Below are 4156 nucleotides of genomic sequence, written 5' to 3' on the forward strand. Positions count from 1 at the left end.
GCGGTTTTGGCATTTTCGAGTAATCTTGAAACATTATCAAGAGCCAAATTTCCATTCGATTGCACAACACCACCGTGCTTCATTTCATAACCTAACACAATTTCATCGAAATTTTTATTGGCCAGTCGGTACATTACGCCTTTATTGTTGTAGTCGGCCAATGAAAGGGCTGCACCCAATTTGAAGTTTGGGTGTGCAGTACGATTAATGTATGATTTTAGTGCAGGATAGCTATCAATTTCTTCTTGCATTGCCACACTTTCGGGTTTCGGAACGGTGTATTGCAATGGCTCCATTTTGGCACACGAAGCCGCTAAAATGGCGGTTAGTCCGAGTGATAATTTATATAATTTGTTCATAAAAAAATATTCAATAGGTCAATGAAACATTACTTTGCAACTGGCGAGAAGGTCTCGAAAGCTACTGTGCGGTCACGCATTACGAGCGTGTCGGTTGTGGCTACTTTCATTCCAGCCACATTTACTTCATACTTCAAATAAAGTGCATCACGGTCTTTATTTCCCCAACTTTTTTTCTCTCCTTTTTTCACAAAAGCACCATTGCCAGAGGCAGTTACACCACTTGTTAGAGAAGAAACCGTACATTTTCCATCGTTATCGAACTTCATCAATAAATTCACATTTACGTTTTTGTTGTCTTTGTCTTTCAACACCACAGGAAATTCGAGTTCGGTCAATGACCTCGTTGTTAGTTTGTTTACTTCATCGTTTTCTACGAATTGTGCATGACGAACAACCGTGCGATTTACGGCTCCAGTAACTACATCGTTTCCACGACGGAGGTAATTGCCATGCCAAGGATTGATGTATTTGATGGCATACAAAACAAAGTTTTTGCCAGCAAGAGCAGGAATTGCATTTACATCACTTTGGGTAATTGCCATCGGAATTACGTAGGTATTTTTGATTGATTTTGGGTCGGCAAAAAACGCATCGGTCAGTTGCACATCCACTCCACCCGCCAAAGCACCTTTGGGAATGATAATTTTGTTAGACGCCAACGAATAATAGTTATCTGGCATAGCAAGAATTTCATCTCTACCAGCCCCGAACAACATTCCATTTTTTAGGAGGGTTTTATCAACCGAAACCTGAATGGCTACATCGCTTCTGCTTTCATAAACACCGCCCAAAGTGGCATAAATCTGGCATTTTTTGGCATTATCTAAATCGGTATTTACGAAGGCATCTTCTCCGAGTGTAATTGTTCTTACTGGATACTGGTAAGCAAAATATACATTCTGAGTTTTGAAGTCAGGAAACTCAACTTCCTTGTTGCAAGAGGCAAGTCCAATCAGGAACAATACCGATACATAAACTAATCTCTTCATATTGATATAAAATTTTGTCTTGATTATGTTAGTTCCAACCTTCGTTTTGCACGAGTGCCGAATATTTTAGGATTTCTGAATATGGAATTGGTCCATATTTCATGTGACTCTTGAATATTCTGTCTTGAACAGCTGGTATTACTGTGTAAACACCATTCTGAATACTCATGCCTTTGGCTGGTTCGGTAAGGTCGGCGTTCCAACGGCGTAAATCCCAGAATCTGAAACCTTCAAAGCAAAGTTCTAAACGGCGTTCGTTACGGATTAACTGACGCATGGTTTCTTTGTTGCCTTTGGCACTTTCCAGATAAGCATCGTTGTTGGTTAAGCCAATACCCGCTCTTCTGCGAATCGCTCTGATGATATCATAAGCCGAATATGTATTTGAACCTGTACCAGTTGGACCATAAGCCTCATTGGCTGCTTCGGCATAAGCCAATGCAATTTCGGTATAACGGATATGTGGCTTATAACGACGCTGATTGCTGGCCGATGTTGGGTTTAAGTTTACATCTTGACGCAATAATTTTCTCAAATAATAACCTGTACGAGTTGAGGTTTCAACTTTATTGAGTGCGTCGTTTGTAGGTCCATTTGCGGTTGTATTGATGGCCGTATTGTTTACGCCAGCAGTTGCACCATTCACCAAAATAAACATTCTGAGGCGTGGGTCACGGTTGGTGTAAGGGTCGTTTGGATTGTAACCACTTTGCGGACTATTAATCGGATAACCATTGAGCATCGGGAAGGCATCAACCAAATTTTGTGTTGGATTGATACGACCATTTCCGAAAAGGGTAGGAGGGAAGTTTGCTTGCTCTAAGTCTCGGTTTTCTAACCAGTTATTACGCCAAAGAATTTCGGGTGGATTGGCTCCGTCTCGCAAAGCTGCAATTTCGGCAGTATTTGAATACCACGTCAAGCCACTGGCTGCGTTGGTCGGTATGGCACTTAAACCACCATTTAAGTTTAATACTGCTGCTGCTGCATTGGCTGCATCGGCCCATTTGTCAGCACCACTATTGAAAGCAGGACTTGCCGCCAAGAGTGCCGTTTGTGCTTTAATTGCTTTGGCGATACGACCAGTAAATAAACCGCTGAAGGTAACACCAAAAGCACGGTTATATTGCTCTACCGTTACTTTTCCATATTTGGCTGGTATTTGTGCTGCTTGTCCGAGAGCAATATCACGATAATCTAATGGCAATTTTACATCAGCACTATCTAAATCTTGGTAAATTTGCTTTACGCACTCATCAAATGTTGCTCTTGGCAAGTTGTAATTGTCAGAGGTTGTTTGTGGTTTCAGCAAAATAGGCACACCGAGCATTTGGCCGTTAGCTCCTTTTCCTGCATGAGCTTGCAAGAGGTGATACATCAATAATGCACGAAGACCGTAAGCCTCACCCTTGATACGAGTAGCAAATAGTTTATTGGTTACGGGGTCAGCAACCCACTGAACTTTGTCAATTTCACCCAAAGCAATATTCATGTACTGGATTCCCGCAAAACAGTTAGTCCATTGATTGGCTGGGTTGTTGTTCGCAGTCCATTGTCCAGTGGCCATTTTCAAATAACCGTTATTTTGGTCATTGCTCACGGCATCATCAGTAGCTACATCATTAAACGACCAAGAGTTTGTCGGGATTCGGTTATAACCATTTAGCAAGATTCCGTACGGAAATCTCGAATCGCTCGGAATGTAGGCACTGGCGTCTAATTGGCGGTTGTTTTCAATGGCTGGCTCGATTAAGTCTTGGCATCCTGCCAATAGAACCGTCGCACAAACCATTACTTTTAATATACTTTTATTCATATACAACATGATATTCAAAATTTGATATTTTCGGGCGTTTAGAAAAGAGCTTTTATTCCCACATTAAACATGCGTGTTTGCGGAGCCGAACCAACATTCATTTCCATTAATTCACGGTTTTCAGAAACTGTCAGTAGGTTAAAACCACTTACATACACACCCAATTCACGTACAAGCGACTTCATTTTTAAAAGATTACTCAAATCGTAAGAAACTTGTACTTTACTAAGGTCAAAGCGGTTGGTTCTGTACATCCAAAAATCAGATGAGCGGAAGTTATTATCGCTAACCAAGGTTGTGAGTCTTGGGAATTTGGCAGTTGCTTTTGTTTCTTCGGTCCATCTATCTCTTACTACTTCCGAATATTTATCTTCAGCATCTATCCAAAAATAAGAGTTGTTACGCATAGCATTTCCACCAAAACGACCGACTCCCACCGCAAAAAATGTAAGTTTTTTCCATTGTGCTGTGAAATTCAAACCAAAAGTTAGTGGCGAACCAAACCATCCACCACGACCCAAGTAAACTTCGTCACGGGTGTCAATTACACCGTCACCGTTTTGGTCTTTATACTTGATGTCGCCAGGTTTAACTTGTCCGAATGTTTGTGTTGGCGACGATACGATTTCTTCTTTAGTTTGGAAGAAACCTAAACTTTGTAAGCCCCACATGGCATCAAGTGGTTTTCCTTGACGATTTTGGTACGAATTCTCAAATAATTCGGCACGTTTCGATGCTGTCGCTTCATAATACGTTGCATTTAAACCCAATGTCCAATTTACATTACCTGATTTTCTGTTCATGCTTGCTCCAAAATCAAAACCTACACGCTTGTCGTCATTGTAGTTTACAAAAGGAATGAAAGATGAAACAGGGAAACCAGTCGTAAAATAACTTGGGAATAAAACGGCAGCTTGAAGAATGTTTCCTGAAATTTTATTCATGAAAAATGTTCCATTCAAAGTCAAGAATTTCTTGAAAAACGTACC

At 40.9% G+C, this 4156-nt stretch carries 2 protein-coding genes and 2 pseudogenes; all 4 read right to left on the reverse strand.

Annotated features, from left to right (window positions below; genetic code table 11):
• Window positions 1-359 (reverse strand): annotated as a pseudogene (locus ACOVO2_RS11240) (1,4-beta-xylanase); the annotation flags it as partial.
• 29 nt (window positions 360-388) lie between these two features.
• Window positions 389-1351 carry a DUF5627 domain-containing protein gene (locus ACOVO2_RS11245; protein WP_421770062.1) on the reverse strand — a complete coding sequence of 321 codons (963 nt, stop codon included), beginning with the start codon at window positions 1349-1351 and terminating at the stop codon, window positions 389-391.
• 28 nt (window positions 1352-1379) lie between these two features.
• Window positions 1380-3167 carry a RagB/SusD family nutrient uptake outer membrane protein gene (locus tag ACOVO2_RS11250; protein ID WP_421770063.1) on the reverse strand — a complete coding sequence of 596 codons (1788 nt, stop codon included), beginning with the start codon at window positions 3165-3167 and terminating at the stop codon, window positions 1380-1382.
• Window positions 3168-3205: 38 nt separating this feature from the next.
• A pseudogene (locus tag ACOVO2_RS11255) lies at window positions 3206-4156 on the reverse strand (SusC/RagA family TonB-linked outer membrane protein); the annotation flags it as partial.

This window comes from Emticicia sp. (genome assembly GCF_049241225.1).
GTDB lineage: Bacteria > Bacteroidota > Bacteroidia > Cytophagales > Spirosomataceae > Emticicia.